Genomic DNA, 21,818 nt, shown 5'->3' on the forward strand with positions numbered 1-21,818 from the left:
TTCTTCAAACCTTTTCTCAATTTTATTGCTACGGATTGAAAAATTTCAAACAATCGACTCGTTCTTATTTACAGCTATGGAATTGTGCTCGAAATTCAAATTGTTCCCAGACGATTCGGGCACCTACTATCTTAATTAATGCCACCAGATTCCATAAAGTGACCCATGAGATCTTAGTTCTTCTCGGTTTCATAAGGTTAATTGGACTGAGCAAGAGCAAGGTAGACGATAAAACAATTAAGTAAAACAAATTCCACAAAACACTTTAATTAACACATTTTCAGAAAAAAATTAAATAGCGACTCACAGCCAACCGCGGGGGGTTCTGTAAATCGCCATCCTTAATGATCTGAAACTCAGGTCTTGTGTCAATACTCTTTGATAAATTCTTTTATAGTCACGATGCGGGAATATAACCAATGACTGACCATAACTATGTATAATCGTCTATAGAGTTATTTTTTTGATTTATAACTTCTTACTAATAAACTAATACCTTTAAAAATCAAAACCACTAATATCCCGAAAATTATCAAAGTTAATATTAAGTTTGACCAAACTATATCCAAATTCACTCCTCCGTCTCTGCATTTAATTCATCTATCTCCCATGATATCCCATTATTTATGATAAATGAACAACTTCTTACACGTTAAAATTGTTAATCAACAATATGCCAATTTTGATATTCACCTGTAAAACATCCTCGAATAACCTTAACCTCAGCTATTTGTGGGCATTTCGCGGGCATTTTTCGTAGACATATCATCGATGGTTACAAAACCACTATTTTGCCCAAACAAAAAAAAAACTCAACACCAAAGGCGTTAAGGGTTTAAAGGTTCTAGTAAAGCGTCATATATTGGTTTCTTTCCCACTCGTGAACCGAGTCCGGTTTACAGTTTGCCCTTTTTATAATGGTCTGAATAGTACCTAATTCCGTTAAAATAAAGGGTTCTCTGAGAAAACGATTACGGATTTCATTGTCTTCCTTCTATTATTTGTGAGCATTTTGTGGGCGTTTATGTGGGCAGGAAATATAGCCCAATTTTCAATCAGAAGAGGTACTACAAATGCAATTGAAGATTTCAATCTAGGGAATAGAATCCAGAACATCGCTATCTTAAAAGTGGCTTGAAAATCGTATTGGGAGAATCATCGCCATTAAAATTAACTGTAGATATCGGATAACCATCGCTAATTGGCTTCGCTCCGGAATCATTGGTGGATGAATCATAGGATCTATTGCCTCCGTGAGGGAAGAAATTTAATGTATGAACAAAAAACCCGCTACCATCATGGTCAGCAGGGTTTTATTATGACGCTTACTCGTGGAGTTGATTACAGATAAAACAAAATTTTTTGAGCAATAAAAGAGCAGTTCAGATTATCCCTGTGATGACTCTTCTACATGGTACAACTCCTAACAGCAGCAATACAATGTTACACAGCTTATCTACTACTAAAGGACAAGAAAAAAGGAACCATAAAACGTCGCCCGCGCGGCAAACGAAAATAGGTTCCCGGAGACGCCACTGACGCTACCGATACAACGACAGAACCATTACTCAAATGACAGGGCTACTTACTTTGGAATGTCCCAGAGAACTTTTGAAGAACAAGGAGCACCCCCTAAATTATGAGATGGGAAGATTTAAAGCCGGGACAGTCCGTGCGTATCTGTGACAATCACGATAGCGGATTTGGTGGAAGGTGCGGAAGTATTGTAGCTATTGGTACTTTTATTGGTATCAGCGAACGTATAGGTGCGTTGATTGACATATATGAACCGTTACTAATAATTATTGAACCAGAAGCCCTCGAAGAAGTCGACTTCGAATCACTGCCACCAGGATGGGCTGAATTTGATATAAGACACATCAAATTATAATGCCTCGTCAGCATTATCACTGACGAGGCGATTTTCACAATCGTATTAGCTAGGTGTCTCATTGAGCTATCGTTCTCCGTTAGTTGAATCCACCCGTGGAATGTAAAACTTGGCCGGTAATCCACTCCCCATCATCGGTGGCTAAGAATGCAACCAGACGAGCTGCATCCTTAGGCAATCCTACTCTACCTGTTACAAATTGCTTAGATAACTGCTGTCGTAGGTCAGGAGTCATCCAGCCGGTGTCTGTGGGTCCAGGATTTATCGCATTTACGGTGATGCCTTTCGGTCCCACCTCTGCTGCAAAAGTTCGTGTGAAAGCATCTATTGCCCCTTTCGTTGTGGCATACGAGATTTCACCAGCCATGGGACCTAGTGATTGGCCCGATGTCATATTAATAACTCGACCACCTGCCGATCGCGTAAACCGTCTAGCGAATTCCACACTAAGCATAGTTACCGCCCTAACATTAATTGCGTAGTGTGCATCCAAAGACTCTGGGGTAATCGTGGTTAAGTCATCGTTAACCGAATAACAAGCATTGTTAACAAGAATGGAAGGTTCTCCTAGCTTCTGCTCAACGTTATTTAATAAATCCACAAAGCTTTCAGGTACAGAAAGATCCATCATTAGGTGTTCGCAACGAACGCCCATGGAACGTATTTCCTCACAAAGTTGCTTTTGCTCCTCGTTATTGCTACCCCAGGGCATCTGTTGATCGTAACTAACCCAGTGTGTAAAAAATACATCAGCGCCTAGATAGGCCAACTCTTTGCACACTGCAGCACCGATTCCTGTGCTGCGACTTGCACCTGTTACTATTGCGATTCGACCTGTTAATCTGCCAAGTGTAGTATTCATGGGCCTTTTCTCTCCTTTTTATTTTGAAGTCGCATTAAACTGCGGTGACTATTGTGCAAATCTGCCCGTTACTTCAATGAAAACAGCAGGCTACCGTAGCGCCTGCTCCTTAATGTGTATTATTCAACTAAAGTTCCCGTTAGCTCAATAGTCTTATGTTTTAATTAGAGTCGCTGCTTATAGTTGTGAGACTTGCCGAACACCTAACGCAGTGACGTCCCGACGGGCTTAGGGGGCTGGATGTGGTCACTCGCTTCTCAGAGTGACCCGGAGCGTCAATATGGTGTTAGCCGAAGGAAGTTCTGGAAGCAGCCATTGTATTTAAGGCGTTCTCAAAATAGCTATATACTTCATCTGCAATTCCCAGAAACTCTTCAACAAGTACATTACTATCCAAGTAACAAGCATACAGATAATCAACTAAAGCGGAGTCAATGTCACAATAGTTTAATATGGCATTCTTCATCTTAATAATGTCATCTTGCCATACACCTGTATCTTCTAAAACCAAAGAGTATAATGCACGAATTAATCTCTTAGAGTAACCTTTAATATATCTAGTTTTCATTGTGTTATCACTAGCATTAGAAAGTAAACTATGTATACGATCTACTTCCTCCTTGGTCTCTGTATTTAAGTCTAAAATGAACTCTGGAGAAATAATTATCGGTGGTACTTTTTCACCAACGTCATGACCATATATGCAAACACAAATTATCTTTACCCAAAAACCCCACTCATTTGGTTTACTTAATACATCGTCAATCGAGCAAATTATCGTATCAATCTTAGTTACTATTGGATATTCTTCCAAAAGCCTGTCTTTAATATTTGACAATCTTTCGTAATCAATATCTTTGGGATTTACACATACAATAGTAAAGTCTGCATCTGACTTAAAAGGTTTAGCAGTTCCTTTTGGAATCGAGCCACACATATAAATGCTATGAATCTTACCTTTGAATTCGGTAAGTATATTATCTATATACTTATCAACAAAATCCTTATATTCACTTTGTATTTCAATTCTATTTATAACTTTTTCTAATATCATATAGACTCCTCCTAAACTAAGAACTTCTTTCGGCTAACGCCTTTTTGCGAACTTCGTAAATTCGTCATGACTTAAGTTATTCGCGAAATCATTCAACTATCCTGCCCCGTTAGCTTAATAAGGGATAAGTGAAAATGTATTCTGATAGACTACTCCAAGAATCAATCATTGGGGTATTTATTTTTTATGAAAAGAATTATTGTTCCAATCTTCATGTCACTTTTCTTATTATTGATGCCTGTACTTGCTGAGGCACATCCAGGACGCACAGATGCAAATGGGGGTCATTATTGCCGCACAAATTGCGCAAAGTGGGGACTGGAAAACGGAGAATACCATTACCACAACGGTGGAGGTTCAGATTCTAAACCGGCTGCCACATTTGTAAGACGTTAGATTTTTCAGCTGAGGATGAAGCAACTCTATTCGGAGATACAAAAACGTTTAATTCGCAACGAACGATAAAAATTAGTCAATCTATCATTAGCGATCTAAAGCAACACATTAAATATCAGAACCAAAATAAATTAGCTTGGAAGGGTTCCTATAAACATAAGTTAAACTTAGTTCTTTGTAGAGATGATGGAAACTTCATGCCAAAGTCTTCTTTATTCAATTCTTTTTCGCGAATTTTGAAACGTATTGGTCTCCCGGCGATGCCGATTCATTCTCTTCGTCACACTCATGCTGTTATTTTACTTGAGGCTGGTAACGATATGAAGTATGTACAAGAACGTTTAGGTCACGGTAGTATGAGAATCACAGCGGACATATACACACATATTTCTAAGAAAATAAATGAAAGCAGTATGGAGAAATTTGAAGCTCATATGAGAAGTATCCTCGAATGATCACTACATTTTTTGGGGGCATTACGGGGGCGTTCATAAACCTCTACAATATCTCCTATCCTTACCCCTACAGAAAAAAACCCTCAACGCTTAGAGCGCCAAGGGTTGATGTAACTAGTAAAGCGTCATGTATTGGTTTCTTTCCCACTCATGAACTTGTGTACGATAGATATCCCATTCGATTTCTTTCAGCTCGTAGAAGTGAGCCAGCGCATGTTCGCCGAGAGCTTCGGTAATTACATGGCTGCGGATCATTTCGCTTAGCGCTTCTTTCAAATCGGATGGCAAGCTTGGGATGCCTTCTTCAATACGCTCTTCCTCAGACATCACATAGATGTTACGGTCAATTGGAGCTGGAAGATCAAGCTTACGCTTAATTCCGTCTAGCCCTGCTTTCAACATAACAGCAAGTGCGAGGTATGGGTTAGCTGCCGGGTCCGGGTTACGAACTTCAACACGTGTGCTAAGCCCTCTCGAAGCTGGGATACGAATCATCGGGCTACGGTTACTTGCAGACCAAGCTACGTAACAAGGTGCTTCATAACCAGGAACAAGGCGTTTGTAAGAGTTCACTGTTGGGTTAGTAATCGCTGCAAAAGCACGAGCGTGCTTCAAAATACCAGCCATATAATAACGTGCAGTTTTGCTCAGACCTAGCTTGTCACTTTCATCGTAGAACATGTTTTCTTTGCCATTAAACAAGGATTGGTGAGCGTGCATACCAGATCCGTTAATACCAAACAATGGTTTAGGCATAAAAGTTGCATGCAAGCCATGTTGACGGGCAACCGTCTTCACAACGAGCTTAAAGGTTTGAATTTGGTCAGCAGAAGTGATCGCGTCTGCATATTTGAAATCAATTTCATGCTGGCCGGAAGCCACTTCATGGTGGGAAGCTTCGATTTCAAAGCCCATTTCTTCAAGGGTCAATACGATTTCACGACGGCAGTTTTCCCCTAAGTCTGTAGGAGCTAAGTCGAAATAACCACCTTGGTCATTCAATTCTGTAGTTGGGTTACCTCTTTCGTCTGTTTTGAACAAGAAGAATTCAGGTTCAGGTCCAACATTCATCGCTGTAAAGCCCATTTCTTCGGCTTCCTTCAGACAACGCTTCAGGATACCACGTGGGTCTCCAGCAAATGGAGTACCATCCGGCATATACACGTCACAAATCAGACGTGCAACACGGCTATCAGTCACCCAAGGGAAGATTACCCAAGTATCAAGGTCTGGGAAGAGATACATATCGGATTCTTCAATCCGTACATAACCTTCGATGGAGGAACCATCAAACATCATTTTGTTGTCGAGTGCTTTTTCCAATTGGCTAACCGGAATCTCTACATTCTTGATAGTACCTAACAGATCTGTAAATTGCAGACGAATGAAACGAACATTCTCTTCCTTGGCAATGCGTAAAATATCCTCTTTAGAAAAGCTCACGTGATCCTCTCCCTTTCAAAACTCTGTATATTATTATTTATTAAAAAACCGGGATAACTCACCTTGAATAAGCGATACCTGTCCCGGTCTTTTACCGGAAACTAGTTCTTGCTTCAGCAAACGGTGAAGCTGCGAATCTGATAGCTCTCTACGTCTAACCTCTGTGTCAGGGGTAATCACTGTAGCTTCTTCGGATTCCTTCGAGACTGGGTTCATTACTTGCTTGATGCCAGCAATGTTAACACCCTTTTCAATCAAGGCCTTAATTTCTAATAGGCGCTCAACATCATTAAAAGAGAACAAACGTTGATTCCCAGAGGTACGTGCAGGTACGATTAAACTGTGCTGTTCATAATAACGAATTTGTCTTGCAGATAAATCAGTTAACTTCATTACAATTCCAATAGGAAATAATGCCATATTTCTGCGGATTTCATCACCCATGACTCATCCAACCTTCCAATGATCTTTTTCTGATCTCATTGTACATTTCCTAATACAGCGTGTCAATGGTGTGTAAGATTTTCTGACAGTAATTTTCGATCACGCATACTTTGGAGTGCCATCAAAACGCCATATTTGACATGGGAGTAGGTTAATCCCCCTTGCATATAGCCAATATAAGGCGCACGGATAGGCGCATCTGCCGATAACTCTAAGCTACCACCTTGTATAAACGTACCTGCCGCCATGATGACAGGATGTTCATATCCCGGCATATCCCATGGTTCTGGAACTACATGGCTGTCTACCGCCGCAGCACGTTGAATTCCCTGCACGAAGGCAATCAAGTGATCCGGTCCATCAAAGGAAACCGCCTGAATCAAATCTGTACGAGGTTCATTCCACGCTGGTTTCGTCTCAAACCCGCAGCGCTGAAATACAGCTGCCGCAAAAATACTGCCTTTAAGGGCTTGTCCAACTGTATGCGGAGCCATGAATAGGCCTTGGTATAACCCGCGGGTAGTTCCTAACATTGCGCCTACCTCGCCGCCGATACCAGGAGCTGTAAGACGGTACGCTGTAAGCTCTACTAGATCTCTGCGCCCACAGATGTATCCACCCGTCTCAGCAATTCCACCACCAGGATTTTTAATTAATGAACCCGCTACTAGATCCACTCCAACCTGCGGAGGCTCAAGCTCTTCAGTAAACTCACCATAGCAATTATCAACGAACACAATAACATCCGGTTTCAATGACTTCACTCTCGCTGTCATGTCACCTATTTCGGCTACTGTGAAGGAAGCACGCCAATCATAACCACGCGATCTTTGGATTCCAATTACTTTAGTTTTCTCATTAATAGAGAGAGTTACCTCTTCCCAATCAATCTTACCCTCTGATGTAAGGGCAACTTCCCGATATGTAATTCCGAAGTCTGCGAGTGAGCCTGTCCCATCTCCTGCTTGGCCAATCACCTTGTGTAAGGTATCGTACGGACGACCTGTGATGTATAAAAGCTCGTCTCCTGGTCGCAGTACACCAAAGAGGGCTGTTGAAATGGTATGTGTTCCTGAAGCAAAATGCGGGCGCACCAAAGCTGATTCCGCACCAAAAACGTCAGCATAGACAAGATCCAGCACTTCGCGTCCACGGTCGTTGTAAGCATACCCCGTTGAACCCGCAAAATGATAATCACTGACCTGATGACGTTGAAACGCTTCAATAACCTTCCATTGATTCTTATCGACAATTCGATCGAGGGCTTTGACTGCACCTTCGATTTCAACTTCTGCGGACTCTGCCGCTCCTAAAATATCTTCTGCAAAAACTGCCATTAGTTCTTATTCGCTCCTTACATTTACTTGCCATCATAATGACAGAAAGCGACAGTTGCCTGACGCTTTTTGTCATTAGCTATTATTTTATACCTATACAACAAGCATTTCCACTTTAGGGGAACAAAGAAGATTACGGCTGGTCCACAAAATCAGCAAGCATGTAACCCCATTTATCATAATCCTCTTTATTAAGACGGACGTTATAGATAACATCGTTCTCATCATAGGTGGTTTCCAGAACCTCACCTACTCTGTAAAGCAGAGAAGAAATATCGCCTCGGTCTCCAGGAATGCGAAAATTCAGCGTATCTCCAGCCAACTCATCAGAGATAATTTCAATAATCCGGGTTAAATCCTCCGGGTTAAACGCACTGATTTTCAAAAACCCTGTGCCTGTTGGCAGCATTTCCAGTTGCTCAGGCTCACATAGATCGATTTTATTAAAAAGTACTATTTGCGGTTTGCTGGCTGCCCCTAAATCTTGCAAAATAGTTTGCACAATCTCCATCTGCTCCTCACGCATTGGAGATGAGGCATCCACTACATGCAACACCAGATTGGCCTCATTGACTTCCTCCAGCGTTGCGCGGAAAGATGCTACAAGATCATGCGGAAGATTCTGAATGAAGCCTACAGTATCCGTAAGCACTACCTCTTTGCCACCCGTTAGTTGAAGCACACGTGAAGTAGGGTCAAGCGTAGCAAACAATTGATTCTCAATATAAACATCCGCATCCGTAAGCTGCTTAAGCAGCGTCGATTTACCAGCATTCGTGTAGCCGACTAGAGCAACCTGCACTGCCCCTGCTTTACGGCGGCGTTCACGGTGCAATTCACGGGTTTTAACTACCTCATCCAACTGGCGTTTCAACTCCGTAATCCGACCGCGAATATGACGGCGATCGGTCTCAAGCTTACTTTCACCTGGTCCTCTGGTTCCTATCCCCCCGCCTAATCTGGATAAGTTTTTGCCTTGACCGGATAACCGCGGCAAAAGATAGGACAGCTGTGCCAGCTCTACTTGAATAATACCCTCTCGTGTTTTGGCCCGCCCAGCAAAAATATCCAAAATAAGCTGCGTCCGATCAATAATCTTCAGATCCAGAGACTCTTCAAGGTTCCGTACCTGCGCTCCAGATAATTCCTGATCAAAAATAGCCGTATTAGCTCCAAGACCATCAGCGGCCATGCGAAGCTCTTCTACTTTACCTTTCCCGATAAACCATTTTGAATCCGGTGTTTCCTTATTCTGACGCAACACATCCAGGACTTCAACACCTGCTGTTTCTGCTAATTGTACTAATTCCTGCAGAGAAAGCTCTGGGTCAATACCGGTACGTTTAATTTTATCTGTGACGAGAGTGACCAATATCGCCCGATCTTGAATATCCGTTTCTGTATCATGCGTAGTTATTGCCATTTATTCATGCTCCTTATGACGGTAATAGAATCTTTGTGTACCATTTAATCAGTTTTTCACTTCTTGCTGATGTTATACAGATGAACCTGTTCATTCACAGCGCTTCAAGACATTTTATCATAAGTTTCATTGGTAATATAGGCTGATAATGGAACGGCTCACCATTCTGTCCGCATTTTCATTATGATAATCTTCAATCTTTTATAAAAGATAAACCGACTAAGCACGTATAAACTTAGCCGGTGTCAATTTATTTAAGAGATTATACTCTCCCCTTTTGAATAATCATCGACCGGAAGAACAAGGTCTCTCGGTAAGATCTCCATCAAAGATTGTTTAGATATTTTGACATGCCTGCTTATTAATCTAACCGCTTGATGGCGGATTGCCTGTTCGAGGATATTGCGTACATAACGGGCATTACTAAAGTTTTCTTCAATAATTTTCTCATTAAGGATTAACTCTTTTAGTTTCCCGTTTGTTTCTGGAGTAATTATATAGTCTCTTTCAGCAGCCATTTTATGTGCAATCAATATCAGTTCATCTGTTGTGTAGTCCTGAAAATCGAGTTGAATTGGAAATCGTGAGGGAAGCCCGGTATTAGCCTCCATGAACATCTCCATTTCATTTGGATAACCCGCTAAGATAATGATGAGATCATCATTCCTGTCCTCCATAACCTTTACAAGACAGTCGATTGCCTCTTTTCCAAAATCTTTATCCCCGCCTCTAGCCAAGCTATAAGCCTCGTCAATGAATAATACGCCACCCATAGCCTTCTTAACAAGGTCTCTGGTCTTTTGAGCTGTATGCCCTATGTATTCCCCCACTAAATCCGCTCTCTCTACTTCGATTAATTGACCTTTACTTAATATGCCCATATTCTTTAACAGCTTGGCAACGATTCTTGCTACAGTTGTCTTCCCAGTCCCGGGGTTGCCTTTAAACAACATATGATAAACCTGATTAACTACATTTAACCCCAGTTCTTGTCTCATTTTTTCCACTTGGATAAGCGCATGAATTTCATATATAAGATCCTTCACCTTTTCAAGACCGATAAGCTCATGAAGCTCTTGCAGGATTTCTTTTGTAGATTCTAAATGATTATTTTGAGCCAGCGCGCTCTCCAATGTTTCATTCGTAATATTTGTTGGGTCTTGATTTTTGAAAGTTATATTCATTCTGGAATCATTAATGGTTATCTTTCTTAAATTTTCTTCACCCATTGTAATCACCTCGTTAGAGCATTATATGCAATAACTGAATGACATCATGCACTTGTTTTAAAGAATGGGGTTTCGACATTGGATTCCCTGCCATCTCTCGCATCTTCTACGATGGTACACGAGGATAGAATGACCGAAATGCATAAAAGTCATAAGCAGACATTTATTTTTTTATCATTTCACAACCCCATTATTTTTACAAATAACAAATAGCCCCCCTTTAGAGTTTAGTCCATTTGGGGGCTGGCTTTTCTAATCAAGTCTCTTCCGGAATAGGAAGCATTGTTAGAAGATTCTGATATTTGGGAACAATTACAGGAACAACTGCTGGATTTTCCATTTCGTATAGGCTAGAATTTCACGCGACTTATGCCTTGTCATCGACAGAACAGTGGATTCAGTAAGCCCCAGTTCAGAATTCACATAACCGAGCTCGTCCGCGATTTCGTGTGAACGCCATCCATGATATGTATGCGTAATAATAATTGCTGAGGACAATCCCTCACTTGTCATAATTGATTTGCTATACAGAAGATTCTCGTAAGTGCTGGTAGCTTTATTTTCAACAGAAATGGCGCTATCCGGAACTCCATGAGCTACTAAATAATTGCGCATGCCTTGACCTTCGGTATATTTAAGATCAGGTTTATCCAAACCTCCAGAAACTATGAAATGCGGGAACATCCCCTCTTGGTAAAGCTTAAGCCCGTAATCCAATCGTTCCTTCAATCCCGGGCTAGGTTCATCTCCCCACATCGACATGCCAAGAATGATCCCTGTATCGGCTTTGAGCATAGGATCTGTCGTTGCAGCTTTATTGATATTCCTCAATGCGTACGCACACCACAACAAACCAACTACAACAATAACCATTAAAGCAATAAGCAACGTTCGTTTAGACCAAATTCGGCGTTTTTTGCGAACAATCCGAATCGGGGAAGAGTCTCTTCCATAAACGTACCATTCCATCTTTATTTCCTCCTGAATTCTCCATGATGAAATAATTCGGCACGATGTTTCAAAGAGAGTGAGAAATAAGGGAAAGCATGAGCATCGATGCCACGTAAAATAGTATGGGCAGTCTCCCAGGCTAGCTTATAATCGTTTTCTGAGATGTCTTGCCTCTCCAGTGCTTCCTCCAGTTCATCCTCATCGAGCAAAAACACCTCGCCGTTCCAAAGTACTACCACGTCCAGATACAAATCGTCAAACCAAGGCACACCTTGGTCAGTAACGCCTTGCACTTTACAGGTGTCTATGTACCATTGAACAATATTTTGTTTTTCGTCGAACATAGCCGTCACAATATAGTGACTATCTTTCGGAAAATATTGCAGCCAGGAATAACCTTTATCTGCAATACGATATGTATGTCGTCCATAGCTCTTCCACAGTGGTTCTTTCAGCCCGTAGATGGTATAAAGCGTAATATATCCGCTGAATTCCCGGCTCTCCACATAGCGGCAGGCAAAATGGCGACGCGTAATCCGGCGCCAGTTGGCCCGGTCTCCGAATTTACGTTTCATAGAAATTACCCTCTCCAGTATGGTCTATTCAGCTTAACACATTTAGAGGATACACTCAAAATATCCCGCAAAATACAAGAAATTTTTCTTCTAAACCTAATAAAAACGGCAGTCCAGCTTCGCTCTATAAATAAAGCAAAGCTGGACTGCCATGGATAAAGCTATTGTTTGAAATTCAAATTCGTTTTATTGAGTGGAAGAATCCCCGTTCACAAAACCTGTCTCTGGATCAGGGTTTGTGGATACATTCCCACTCTCATCGCCGGAACTCTCTCCACCGATAGTGGGTTCTGGAGTTGGGGTCGGCATTGGTGTTGGCGGTGGCGGGGTGATTTCAGGGATTGTAGTACCACCGTCATTTCCGCCACCCTCATTGCCGCCTCCGTTATTGCCACCATTTCCATTCTCTCCGTTGTTGCCACCGTCCTCGGGGGTCGGGGTCGGAAGATTAGGATCTATGGTGGGTTCAGGGGTCGGCATTTCATCCTGCACGGATACACTAACCACATTGGAGGGTTCGCTCTCCACTTTTAGCGCAGGGTCATAAGAAGTTACATAATACTCGTAAACCAAACCAGGCAGTGCACTAAAATCGCCTGCGCTGGTAGTCACTGTATTTAACAGTGAGCCAAATTCAGCTTCCGATGTCTCTCTACGATAAATACGATACTCAACGCCGGCAACAGGAACTGCCTCCCAATTGAGATTTACAGTCATCGTAGAAGGATCATATGCTGCTGATAGTCCAGTAACGGTCTGAGCTGTTTCTGGTGTTTCAGTAGGCTCAGGAGCAATCTCGTTATCGAGCTGCGGGAAGGATTTCTTAGGAACATCCTTCAGCGCTTCCTCCATGACCTTACCCCAGAAAGCAGCGGCAAGCGGACTGCTGTTCTTAAGCAGATGCTTTTTACTTGGCTTGTCGTAACCCATCCAGACTGCTGCAGTCCATTCTGGCGTATAGCCTACAAACCATACATCACGGTTCGAGCTGATTCCAGAATATCCACTTTGCGTCGTACCGGTCTTACCGGCAACAGGACGGTCAATCCTAGCTTTTCTACCCGTACCGCTCTCCACGACCTTCTGCATCATCTCAGTCATTTGATAAGCTGTTTCCTTACTCATCACTCGCTCAGGCGTTGTATTCGCTTTGTAGACCGTCTCACCACTGCTGTCAGAGATGGATTTAATGGAATAAGCCTCTCTTAGTTCGCCGCCATTTGCAAAAGCGCTGTAGGCTTGCGCCATTTCCAGCGTATTGGTCCCTTTGCTCATGCCTCCAAGAGCCAGCGAGAGGTTCTTATCCTCATCTTCCAATCCAATGCCTAGTTTCTTGGCAAATTTAAATCCGGTATTCACACCAATTTCATTGAGCAGCCAAACAGCCGGAATATTCTCTGATTTCTGAATGGCATCACTCATGTTGATGCTCTTAGAATATCCGTGCAGGTTGGTTGGACAATAGTTCGCGAAACATTGCTTCTCGTTGCTTAGCGTTGAATTCATGGTGAATTTCCCAGTTTCCAGCGCTGGAGCATAAGAGACAATTGGTTTGAAAGCAGAACCTGGAGAACGACGGCTGCCAGTTACACGACTGTAGCCTTTTTTCTCATAATTCCGTCCGCCAAGGAGTGCGACAATGCTGCCATTCTCCTGATTCACAATCGTCATCGAGCCTTGTACCAGCTCTTCATCTACACTCTTTTCAAAATTATCACTATCTGCAAAAGCATCTTCAACCGTTTCTTGAGCATGCTTATCCATGGTAGTGTAAATTTTGTATCCGCCGATATTCAGATCATCTTCTGACAATCCAAATTTTTCTTCCGCCTCATCTACTGCAAAATCAATAAATGCTTGATAACGCTGTTTCTTTTCTGGCGGCTTATAGTTATAATCTACGGCTTTTGCTTCGTCTCTTTCCTGCTCCGTAATGTACCCTTGCTCATACATAAGCTGAAGCACTACTGCCCGGCGTTCCTTCGAAAGATCAGGGTTACGCAGCGGGTTGTAACGAGACGGGCCTTTTGGCATGGCCGCCAATGTCGCGATTTCCCAAACCTTAAGCTGACTCAAATCACTTTTACCAAAATATCTTACTGATGCTGCTTTAATTCCGTAAATTGTACCCCCGAAGTTAATCCGGTTCAGATACATGGTAATAATCTCTTCTTTAGATTTCTGATTCTCCAGGGCTACGGCAATCGACACCTCAGTTGCTTTACGGAAAAACGTCTTGTCCCGTGTCAGGAAGATGTTTTTGGCGAGCTGTTGAGTAATGGTACTACCGCCCTCTACCATACTTCGTGCGGCTATATCCTTTACTGCTGCCCGGCCAATCGACCATAAATCCACACCAGAATGTTCGAAGAAACGTTTATCCTCTGTGGCTACAAAAGCGTTAACCAATAACGGTGGAATTTCTTCATACTCTACTGGATCACTTTTCTCCAGTGATAATTCGCCGATTAAATTAGCATTGCGGTCATATACCTTAGTCGTTTCATTCACTGTTAGCTTATCCTGGTTCTCAAGCAGAAGCTTTTGACCATTTAGCATAATGAACAGATATCCACCTAATGCACAGAAAATGGCCAATGCCGTAGCGAAGAACAAGCTCCACAGCACACGCTTCTTCGTCAAAAATTTCTTTTTCTTTTTTGTTTTTGATTTTGGTTTTGATTTGGAACTGGACGATCCTCTATCTCTATTGTGATTCGTCCTGGATGTATCGTCTCTAGACATAATGCCTCCTGACTCCCTTTCGGAAATAAACATAAATGGTCTGCCATGAATGAAAAGAACAACCTTCACAGGTTGCTCTCTCACACTCTATTCAAACGATTTATAAACAAGAAAGGTTTCAATTCATTTTTGATAAATGTTATTCTTCACTACTGCTGTCTTGCATCAGTGATACACTACGTTGTGGTGTGAACGTGGAAATTGCGTGTTTATACACCATTTGCTGGCGTCCATCACTGTCAATGACGATTGTAAAATTGTCGAATGCTTTAATTATTCCCCGGATTTGAAAACCGTTGGTCAGATATACCGTAGCAGGGATATTTTCTTTGCGTAGTTGGTTCAAGAATGTATCTTGGATGTTAATGGACTTGTTCATATGACGTACCCCCAATGGTTCAATTAGATTGTTCAGAAGTATATTCAAGACCTGAGAGAAACTTTCCTGCTATTATACCACGTATTTTTGAGAAATTCTCAGAAAAGTTTTGTTCACCTTCGACATCGATCCACTCGATTTCCTTCATGTGGCGAAACCATGACAACTGTCTTTTGGCGAATCGGCGAGTATCGCGTTTAAGCAGTATCACAGCTTCTTCCAGCGTCAGCTCTCCCGCCAGGTAAGCGGCAATTTCCTTGTAACCCAATCCCTGCATGGACACAAGGCTTCTGCTGTAACCGTTATCCAGCAGTCCCTTCACCTCAGCAACGAGACCATCCGCCAGCATGCTATCAATTCGGTCCTCAATACGTTTATATAGTATTTTCCGGTCCATTGTCAAACCTATGAGACATAAGTCATAGGGAGATTCCTTCTTTTGAGCAGCATGAGAAGCGGAAAGTGTAGTGTTTGTCTGGTGTTGAATTTCCAGTGCACGGATAATTCTGCGACGGTCGTTAGGATGAAGTTTGGCTGCGCTGACTGGATCAACCGCCTCGAGTCTGGCATGCAGTGCAAGCGCTCCATGTTCTTCCGCAAATTGATCCTGCTCTTTACGGAAAGCTTCATCAGCCACTGCTTCCGAGAACTGAAAGCCGTAACATAAAGACTCAATATACAGTCCAGTCCCCCCTACGATAAAGGGAAGCTTCCCTCTAGCGCTTATCTCCTCGATGAGTCTAGTGCCCTGCTCTTGAAATTCAGCGGCAGAATACGCATCCTGCGGATCATGAATATCGATCAGGTGATGGGGAATGCCGTTCATTTCGGCGGGTGTAATCTTAGCTGTACCAATATCCATACCACGATAAACCTGCATCGAATCGCCGGAAATAATCTCAGCGTTATAAGCCGCTGCCAGCTCCAGACTTAACCGGGTTTTGCCTACGGCAGTTGGTCCTAACAGCACTAGAACCTTATGCCTTTCTTTAGTTGTCAATGTGTATCACCCCGTACGATGTTTTGGAGTTGCTTCGGAGCAGCTCAGTAAACCCTAGACGTTCAAATTCGCCACTCAAAGCCTTTTCTTTTAAAAGAACAGTCTTACGGGCGACCCTAACCGCTTCGGCTACACTCTCTGTCGATAAGGCTGCACGGTTAGCGAATTGCCGCAGCGGGGAAATCGAGGCAGAACCCGTCAGAGGCACGCGAAACATAGGATCAAAGTAAACAATATCCACACTTCGATCTGGTTGAGACCGTAAATAATCCAAATGTTCACTATGCACGACATTAACTCTGCGTAAAGCCTCATTGACCTTTACTTGCCCAGAGGTGTAATGAGACATCCCTTCACTGAGCAGTGCGTACAGCGGTAATGAGCTCTCCAAAGCGGTAACCTCTGAGGACTCACCACCATGTACAGCAAACAGTAAGGAGTCAGCTCCTAATCCAGCTGTACAATCCAATACGCTATCTCCGGGAAGCATTCGAGCCGCAACAAGCATCGGCTCGATCTCACCCTTTAGAATTCGTTTAGCGCGAACGAAGCCCATGCTCGGATGAAACTCCATAGGCTCCATTCCTAAGCGGTGTAGTCGAACAGCGTCCTGAGATAGAATCAGAATATCCTCATCTCCGTAATGTTCAACCATCCTTGTAATGGAGAGCTTCTCACGTGGAGCATAACTACAACCCGTTCTCTCCGCAAGGCTTTGCGCGCGTTCTACTATTTCCATTATCGGGCTATACCCCGTAGTTATAATCATGGTGCCTCCAGTCTTGCTCTTAACAAATTTCAAAAAATGTATAATTACATAACCCGCTTGAACAATTTCTCTAAATCATAGGATGAAAAAGAGATCACAATCGGCCGTCCATGTGGGCAAGTATACGGTTGTTTGCACTCTGCCAGTCGGGACAACAGAGCCTCCACTTCCTGTTCTGTTAGTTTATGGTTGGCCTTAATCGAGGCTTTACATGAACACAGAATCGATGACTTTTCTCGCAGCTTCGCAAGATCAATCATACGTTCGCTTAAGACCCACTCCGCCATTTCTTCAACGACCGCCTTCTCATCCCCTTCAGGAAACCAATAGGGCAAAGAACGAACAAGAAAGGTCTGTCCGCCAAAGTGCTCAAGGTATACCCCGGCCTGCTGAAACCAATGTAGACGTTCACTAAGCTGACGACTTTCAGAAGGCGTGAACTCCAGTGTAATCGGCAGTAACAGCTCCTGTGAGGCATCCTCCGGCCGACCAAATTTCTCATAGAAGTATTCGTAATTAATACGTTCATGTGCCGCATGCTGATCGATTAAATAGAGTCCTCCATCATTCTGGGCTATGATATAGGTCCCATGATGCTGGCCTATATAATTAAGCTCAGGAAAGGCTGGAAGTCCAGGCTCTTCTTGTTGTGGTGGAGCCCATAGCTTCTCAACCGAAGGGAGCTGCTTCTGCGCCATTGACGTTTCTTGCGGGCGATAGCTATTGGAATAACTAGTATTCGCATTAGTTTGGCGCCCCTGCGAAGATGAAGACGGATAGCCTGACCCGTAAGCTGGAGCTACCTCGCGAGCCACCTGATGATCTGCCTGACCTTCCTTGCTAAAATCACGGGAATTACGGTCAAGGTTCGATGACTGTAGTCCACTTAAGAAGCTGGCAGATCCCGTAGGGGCTGTATCCTTCTCATCACCATTCGAAGATGACGGCGGAACAGCTCCTTTGGAAAAAGCAAATTGCTCCTGGATAAAGGAGCTGCTGCCCTTGGGTCCGATTGTTTCCTTGCTTGGACGTGGAATCAGACTTTGCCCCAGCAGTATTTTGCGGATCTCCTGCTCAACAAAGGTGTAAAGCTCATTCTCTTTACTGAATCTAACCTCGAGTTTTGCTGGATGTACATTGACATCTACCAAAGAGGGGTGCATATCCAGTTCAAGAACTAATAACGGATAACGGTTAATCGGAAGCAAGGTGTGATAAGCACGCATGATGGCTGCGTTCAGTCCATTACTGCGAATATAACGTCCACCGACAATAGTAGTGATTGCATTTCGATTGGAACGTGTCCATTCTGGACGACTAATATATCCGGAAATCCGGTAATCCAAGTCTTCTGCCGTAATCGGCAGCATTGCTTTGGCGGCATTGGTTCCGTAAACAGCTGCGATGACCTGCAGCAGATCACCATTTCCGAGCGTATGCAGCAGCTGATTGCCATTATGATGCAAGGTAAAAGAGATCCCCGGATGAGCCAGCGCCATGCGGTACATGGCATCTGAGATATGTCCCAGCTCCGTCTGAATACTCTTCATATATTTCAGCCTTGCCGGCGTATTAAAAAACAATTCACGAACGGCAAGATCACTTCCCCGGCCGGATGGAGCGTCCTCATTTCGCATGAGATTGCCACCCTCAATGTCTACTAGCCGCCCTTTGCCGTCATCGGCAGTTGCAGTTAGAAGCGATACCTTGGAGACCGCGGCAATACTGGGAAGTGCCTCTCCGCGGAAGCCTAAGCTTGTGATTTGAAATAGATCGCGGCCATTCAGAATTTTACTTGTAGCATGACGGTAAAAGGCGGTCTCGCAATCTTCAGGATCAATCCCGGAGCCATTATCTTTAACGCGGATGCTCTGCAAGCCCCCCTCTTCTACCGATACCTCAATTCTTGTACTGCCAGCGTCAATTGCATTCTCGACAAGCTCCTTTACAACAGAAGCTGGCCGCTCTACTACTTCACCCGCAGCTATCTGGTTGGCAATATGCTCGTCCAATATATGAATTTTGGCCATTTCATTCACCTCTTATTTAGGCAATCAATTATTATAAAATCTTTATTGCAGATCCTTAACCTTCATCTTCAGCTCGTTCAACAGACTCATCGCCTGCAGCGGCGTCATATTCATAAGATCAGCGTCACGCACAGAAGAAATGAACTCTTTTAGCGCAGGATTCTCTTGGATTTCGGTTACCGCAACTTGATGTGCACTACCTTTGCGATTCTTGCGTGGTTCTTCCTCACCAAAGATAGACAACTGAACAACCTCATTTTCTACAGGTGCCTCAGTGATGACACTTACGGCTTGCGCTATCGAGGATGCGCTAGCAACTTCTCTTACAGCCGCCTGTCTTTCGAGGCTTCCCCCGTAATGAAGTTCAGAACCACCAGGATGGGCTGCCTGCTCAATGCTCTGCAAGAGACCATAAGCTCGGTCAATAATCCCTTCAGGAAGACCCGCAAGACGTGCACAATAGATCCCATAGCTGCTGTCAGCCGCTCCAGGAACTAGCTTGCGCAGGAAGTTAACTTTATCACCGCTCTCTTGAACAGCCATAGAGTAATTCCGCAGTCCTTTAAGACTTCCTTCCAAATGAGCCAATTCATGAAAATGCGTCGAAACTAGAGCTTTGCAAGAAATAACATCATGTACATATTCAATAACCGCCTGAGCGATGGCCATACCTTCACTGGTCGAGGTACCTCTTCCCAGCTCATCAATAATAATCAAGCTACGAGCTGTTGCTTTCTCTGTCATAACCTGGATATCAGCCATTTCCACCATAAATGTACTTTGTCCACCGATCAAATCATCAGCTGCTCCAATACGAGTGAAAATCCGGTCTATAAGCGGAACTTCAGCACTGTTTGCTGGTACAAAACATCCAATCTGAGCCATGATGCAGATCAGCGCCACCTGACGCATGTAAGTACTTTTTCCCGCCATATTAGGACCTGTAATTAGAAGAATATTACCTTCTTCCTTACTCAGCGTGCTTCCATTTGCAATAAAAGCAGAATCTTTAAGCACCGCCTCCACAACGGGATGACGGCCCCCTTCAAGCCGAAGATCATAACCATCCGAAAGGACTGGCTTCACAAAACGATGTTCGGCACTAACTGCCGCCAAGCATTGATACACATCAATCTCGGCAACCTTTTCCGCAAGATTTTGCAGGCGGGGAATTTGCCCGCTGATGCGATCACGCAGTTCGGTAAAGAGGCTGTATTCCAAATCCGTCATTTTATCCTGAGCTTCAAGGATGAGTGCTTCCTTCTCCTTAAGCTCAGGAGTGACAAAACGCTCTGCGTTGGCAAGCGTCTGCTTACGTTCATATCTTCCTTCCGGCAGTGCAGCCAGATTGGATTTGGTGATCTCTATGAAATACCCGAAGATTTTGTTATAGCCGATCTTCAGTGACTTAATGCCAGTGGCCTGTCTTTCCTTAGCTTCCAGTTCAGCGATCCAACGTTTACCGTTACTGCTAGCTTCCCTAAGCTCGTCCAAACGTTCATGATAACCGGAACAGATAATGCCACCGTCGCGCACAGACACCGGGGCATCCTCGACGATTGCGCGGTCAATATCCTCTCGCAGCTCAGCGCATTCATCCATACTTGCACCGATCTCTCGTAAAGTAGCTGAACCGGAGGTCATACATAAATCCTTCAATGCAGGAATTTGTGCCAGCGATAATTTCAGAGCATTCATATCACGGCCATTGGCGCTGCCAAAAGCAATACGACCCACCAAACGCTCCAAATCATAAATTTCTTTAAGCGCTAAACGCAGGTCCTCGCGAACGATAAACTGATTGTACAAATAATCGACAGCCTCTAGGCGCCGTTCGATCGGAGCTCGCTGCAATAGCGGCTTATCAATTCTGCGGCGCAACAGACGGGCGCCCATCGACGTTTCCGTTCGATCCAGCAGCCAGAGCAGGGATCCTTTTTTGGAGCGTTCGCGAACCGTCTCGGTTAGTTCAAGATTCCGGCGTGTAAATGGATCTAGAATCATATAATTGCCTGGTTCATAAGGAGAAATCTGACTAAGCTGCCCTAACGAACGCCGCTGGGTCTCATTCAGATAAGAGATCAGAAGCGCCAGACATTGTCCACGTTCCTTCTCTAGACGTACCCATGCCGCTTCACCGAACTGACGACGTGCCAGCTCCTCCTCGCGTTTCTCCCAAGGGGTGTAAACTACAGGTTTGGCTAACAGCGGCGTTTCGCTTCGCAGGATCTCCAAAAGTGCAGCGTCTCCGATGATCTCAGCCGGTTCATAAATGCCAATCTCATCACGCAGCCATTCGGCTCCAGATAATACCGAAGTAACATACAGCTCACCAGTTGTTAAATCGCAGGCAGCTAATGCCATCATTCCGTCACTTTCGGTGACGCAAACGAGGTAGTTATTGCTCTTGTCAGCAATGATTTTTCCATCCATCACGGTTCCTGGTGTCACGACGCGTACAATATCCCGCTTCACCATGCCTTTAGTGACTGAAGCATCCTCTAACTGCTCACAAATGGCGACTTTATATCCTTTTTCTATCAGGCGTTGAATATATCCCTCGGCGGCGTGGTAAGGCACTCCACACATAGGGATTTTCTCCTCGCCCCCGCCTTCGCGGCCTGTCAACGTAATCTCAAGCTCCTTGGAAGCCAAAATGGCATCTTCAAAGAACATTTCATAGAAATCGCCCAGTCTAAAAAATAGGAAGGCATCCTTAGCCCCTTCCTTTACCTTTAAATATTGCTCTATCATCGGCGTATATTGTGCCATGGTCAACCTCCATGCCTATTTAATGCTGTCCCCCATTATAACAGAAAATTGATGGACAAAGTT

17 protein-coding genes and 1 pseudogene are annotated in these 21,818 nt (G+C 43.8%); 3 read left to right on the forward strand and 15 right to left on the reverse strand.

Going from position 1 to position 21,818, the window contains the following annotated elements:
* Positions 1–1,639: 1,639 nt before the first annotated feature.
* Positions 1,640–1,891: a hypothetical protein gene (locus tag NST25_RS16955; RefSeq protein ID WP_076302614.1), complete on the forward strand. Its 252-nt coding sequence runs from the start codon at positions 1,640–1,642 to the stop codon at positions 1,889–1,891.
* Positions 1,892–1,970: 79 nt separating this feature from the next.
* On the opposite strand, the gene NST25_RS16960 is transcribed toward NST25_RS16955, so the two are convergent.
* Together NST25_RS16960 and NST25_RS16965 are read right to left on the reverse strand one after the other, a co-directional pair.
* Positions 1,971–2,753: an SDR family oxidoreductase gene (locus tag NST25_RS16960; RefSeq protein WP_076302615.1), complete on the reverse strand. Its 783-nt coding sequence runs from the start codon at positions 2,751–2,753 to the stop codon at positions 1,971–1,973.
* Positions 2,754–3,039: 286 nt separating this feature from the next.
* Positions 3,040–3,807 (reverse strand): nucleotidyltransferase domain-containing protein, encoded by a 768-nt coding sequence (locus NST25_RS16965; protein ID WP_076220482.1) that lies wholly within the window; start codon positions 3,805–3,807, stop codon positions 3,040–3,042.
* A gap of 186 nt (positions 3,808–3,993) precedes the next feature.
* Between NST25_RS16965 and NST25_RS16970 the strand changes: the two are divergent.
* Together NST25_RS16970 and NST25_RS16975 are read left to right on the forward strand one after the other, a co-directional pair.
* Positions 3,994–4,155, forward strand: a pseudogene (locus tag NST25_RS16970) (YHYH domain-containing protein); the annotation flags it as partial.
* A 32-nt stretch (positions 4,156–4,187) separates the two neighbouring features.
* Entirely contained in the window at positions 4,188–4,658 is a 471-nt protein-coding gene (locus NST25_RS16975; RefSeq protein WP_340394426.1) for a site-specific integrase, read from the forward strand.
* A gap of 114 nt (positions 4,659–4,772) precedes the next feature.
* Here NST25_RS16975 and glnA read toward each other — a convergent pair whose 3' ends face one another.
* The 13 genes from glnA to mutS form a co-directional block, all read right to left on the reverse strand.
* Positions 4,773–6,101, reverse strand: a complete 1,329-nt coding sequence (glnA, locus tag NST25_RS16980; RefSeq protein ID WP_036687730.1) for a type I glutamate--ammonia ligase — start codon at positions 6,099–6,101, stop codon at positions 4,773–4,775.
* 33 nt (positions 6,102–6,134) lie between these two features.
* Complete coding sequence (locus NST25_RS16985) at positions 6,135–6,545, reverse strand: MerR family transcriptional regulator (protein WP_019910684.1); 411 nt, start codon at positions 6,543–6,545, stop codon at positions 6,135–6,137.
* A 62-nt stretch (positions 6,546–6,607) separates the two neighbouring features.
* Entirely contained in the window at positions 6,608–7,882 is a 1,275-nt protein-coding gene (locus NST25_RS16990) for a methionine gamma-lyase family protein (protein WP_076184443.1), read from the reverse strand.
* A gap of 133 nt (positions 7,883–8,015) precedes the next feature.
* Complete coding sequence (hflX, locus tag NST25_RS16995; RefSeq protein ID WP_076128387.1) at positions 8,016–9,305, reverse strand: GTPase HflX; 1,290 nt, start codon at positions 9,303–9,305, stop codon at positions 8,016–8,018.
* Positions 9,306–9,559: 254 nt separating this feature from the next.
* On the reverse strand, positions 9,560–10,534 hold the full coding sequence (locus NST25_RS17000) for an AAA family ATPase (protein ID WP_076098759.1): 975 nt from the start codon (positions 10,532–10,534) through the stop codon (positions 9,560–9,562).
* A gap of 312 nt (positions 10,535–10,846) precedes the next feature.
* Complete coding sequence (locus NST25_RS17005; RefSeq protein ID WP_076184444.1) at positions 10,847–11,503, reverse strand: YdcF family protein; 657 nt, start codon at positions 11,501–11,503, stop codon at positions 10,847–10,849.
* 2 nt (positions 11,504–11,505) lie between these two features.
* Positions 11,506–12,060 carry a DUF402 domain-containing protein gene (locus NST25_RS17010; protein WP_076190185.1) on the reverse strand — a complete coding sequence of 185 codons (555 nt, stop codon included), beginning with the start codon at positions 12,058–12,060 and terminating at the stop codon, positions 11,506–11,508.
* Positions 12,061–12,246: 186 nt separating this feature from the next.
* The gene (locus NST25_RS17015; RefSeq protein WP_340391886.1) at positions 12,247–14,805 is read right to left on the reverse strand and encodes a PBP1A family penicillin-binding protein; all 2,559 of its coding nucleotides are present in this window, start codon (positions 14,803–14,805) and stop codon (positions 12,247–12,249) included.
* A gap of 139 nt (positions 14,806–14,944) precedes the next feature.
* Positions 14,945–15,184 (reverse strand): RNA chaperone Hfq, encoded by a 240-nt coding sequence (gene hfq / locus NST25_RS17020; RefSeq protein WP_036687741.1) that lies wholly within the window; start codon positions 15,182–15,184, stop codon positions 14,945–14,947.
* A gap of 19 nt (positions 15,185–15,203) precedes the next feature.
* Positions 15,204–16,184 (reverse strand): tRNA (adenosine(37)-N6)-dimethylallyltransferase MiaA, encoded by a 981-nt coding sequence (gene miaA, locus NST25_RS17025; protein WP_175619957.1) that lies wholly within the window; start codon positions 16,182–16,184, stop codon positions 15,204–15,206.
* Entirely contained in the window at positions 16,174–16,953 is a 780-nt protein-coding gene (locus NST25_RS17030) for a class I SAM-dependent methyltransferase (RefSeq protein WP_076184446.1), read from the reverse strand. Before NST25_RS17030 ends, miaA begins: the two co-directional genes overlap by 11 nt.
* Before the next feature lie 44 nt (positions 16,954–16,997).
* Complete coding sequence (mutL, locus tag NST25_RS17035) at positions 16,998–18,983, reverse strand: DNA mismatch repair endonuclease MutL (protein ID WP_076190183.1); 1,986 nt, start codon at positions 18,981–18,983, stop codon at positions 16,998–17,000.
* A 42-nt stretch (positions 18,984–19,025) separates the two neighbouring features.
* Positions 19,026–21,755 carry a DNA mismatch repair protein MutS gene (gene mutS, locus NST25_RS17040; RefSeq protein ID WP_340391889.1) on the reverse strand — a complete coding sequence of 910 codons (2,730 nt, stop codon included), beginning with the start codon at positions 21,753–21,755 and terminating at the stop codon, positions 19,026–19,028.
* Between the last annotated feature and the right edge of the window lie 63 nt (positions 21,756–21,818).

Source organism: Paenibacillus sp. FSL E2-0190 (genome assembly GCF_037992965.1).
GTDB classification, from domain to species: domain Bacteria; phylum Bacillota; class Bacilli; order Paenibacillales; family Paenibacillaceae; genus Paenibacillus_AQ; species Paenibacillus_AQ odorifer.

Coding starts and splice junctions, on each gene's coding strand:
- NST25_RS16955 (WP_076302614.1), top strand. CDS start 1,640: ATGAGATGGGAAGATTTAAAGCCGGGACAGTCCGTGCGTATCTGTGAC.
- NST25_RS16960 (WP_076302615.1), bottom strand. CDS start 2,753: ATGAATACTACACTTGGCAGATTAACAGGTCGAATCGCAATAGTAACA.
- NST25_RS16965 (WP_076220482.1), bottom strand. CDS start 3,807: ATGATATTAGAAAAAGTTATAAATAGAATTGAAATACAAAGTGAATAT.
- NST25_RS16985 (WP_019910684.1), bottom strand. CDS start 6,545: ATGGGTGATGAAATCCGCAGAAATATGGCATTATTTCCTATTGGAATT.
- NST25_RS16990 (WP_076184443.1), bottom strand. CDS start 7,882: ATGGCAGTTTTTGCAGAAGATATTTTAGGAGCGGCAGAGTCCGCAGAA.
- hflX (WP_076128387.1), bottom strand. CDS start 9,305: ATGGCAATAACTACGCATGATACAGAAACGGATATTCAAGATCGGGCG.
- NST25_RS17000 (WP_076098759.1), bottom strand. CDS start 10,534: ATGGGTGAAGAAAATTTAAGAAAGATAACCATTAATGATTCCAGAATG.
- NST25_RS17005 (WP_076184444.1), bottom strand. CDS start 11,503: ATGGAATGGTACGTTTATGGAAGAGACTCTTCCCCGATTCGGATTGTT.
- NST25_RS17010 (WP_076190185.1), bottom strand. CDS start 12,060: ATGAAACGTAAATTCGGAGACCGGGCCAACTGGCGCCGGATTACGCGT.
- NST25_RS17015 (WP_340391886.1), bottom strand. CDS start 14,805: ATGTCTAGAGACGATACATCCAGGACGAATCACAATAGAGATAGAGGA.
- hfq (WP_036687741.1), bottom strand. CDS start 15,184: ATGAACAAGTCCATTAACATCCAAGATACATTCTTGAACCAACTACGC.
- NST25_RS17030 (WP_076184446.1), bottom strand. CDS start 16,953: ATGATTATAACTACGGGGTATAGCCCGATAATGGAAATAGTAGAACGC.
- mutL (WP_076190183.1), bottom strand. CDS start 18,983: ATGGCCAAAATTCATATATTGGACGAGCATATTGCCAACCAGATAGCT.
- mutS (WP_340391889.1), bottom strand. CDS start 21,755: ATGGCACAATATACGCCGATGATAGAGCAATATTTAAAGGTAAAGGAA.